The sequence below is a fragment of the Sphingobacterium sp. LRF_L2 genome, from assembly GCF_965644235.1.
In the GTDB taxonomy this organism is placed as follows: Bacteria; Bacteroidota; Bacteroidia; order Sphingobacteriales; family Sphingobacteriaceae; genus Sphingobacterium.
Genome location: NZ_CBFFRI010000024.1, coordinates 1 through 496 on the forward strand (window position 1 = coordinate 1; position 496 = coordinate 496).

The 496-nt window shown below is 46.2% G+C and carries 1 protein-coding gene; it reads left to right on the forward strand.

From position 1 onward, the window contains the following. Positions 1 to 199 precede the first annotated feature (199 nt). Positions 200 to 346 carry a hypothetical protein gene (locus ACSZOX_RS22385; protein ID WP_437922471.1) on the forward strand — a complete coding sequence of 49 codons (147 nt, stop codon included), beginning with the start codon at positions 200 to 202 and terminating at the stop codon, positions 344 to 346. Positions 347 to 496 lie beyond the last annotated feature (150 nt).

Consider the following 496-nt stretch of genomic DNA (forward strand, 5'->3'; position numbering starts at 1 on the left):
CAGGGGTTTTATAGGGGTATAGTAGGGGGTTAATAGGGGGTTAGTAGGGGTCATACCCCTACTAACCCCCTATTAACGCTAAGTAAATTCGGTCTAAGGTAGGAAGTTGGAGGGGCTTTTTGCTGCGCAGGCTTCGAAACAAGAATGACCCAAGAACGGAACAAGGATAACCTAAGGATGGAACAAGGATAACCCAAGGATGGAGCAAGAACAACCTAAGAACGGAACAAGGATGACCCAAGGATGGAGCAAGAACGGAACAAGGATGGAACAAGAACGACTTAAGGATAGACCTAGCTCTGACCTGTCCCTGCACAAGAACAACCCAAGAACGGAGCAAGGATAACCTAAGGATGGAACAAGAACGGAGGAATAGCACTGTTTCTGTAAAAATATCGTTCAGTCTACCAGCGCCTTGTGGAATAGTCTGTAAAAATAAGTGGGGAAAGCTTGGAGGGAATAGGTCTAATTTTCTACCTTTGCACCACTCCGCAAG

Coding starts and splice junctions, on each gene's coding strand:
- ACSZOX_RS22385 (WP_437922471.1), top strand. CDS start 200: ATGGAGCAAGAACAACCTAAGAACGGAACAAGGATGACCCAAGGATGG.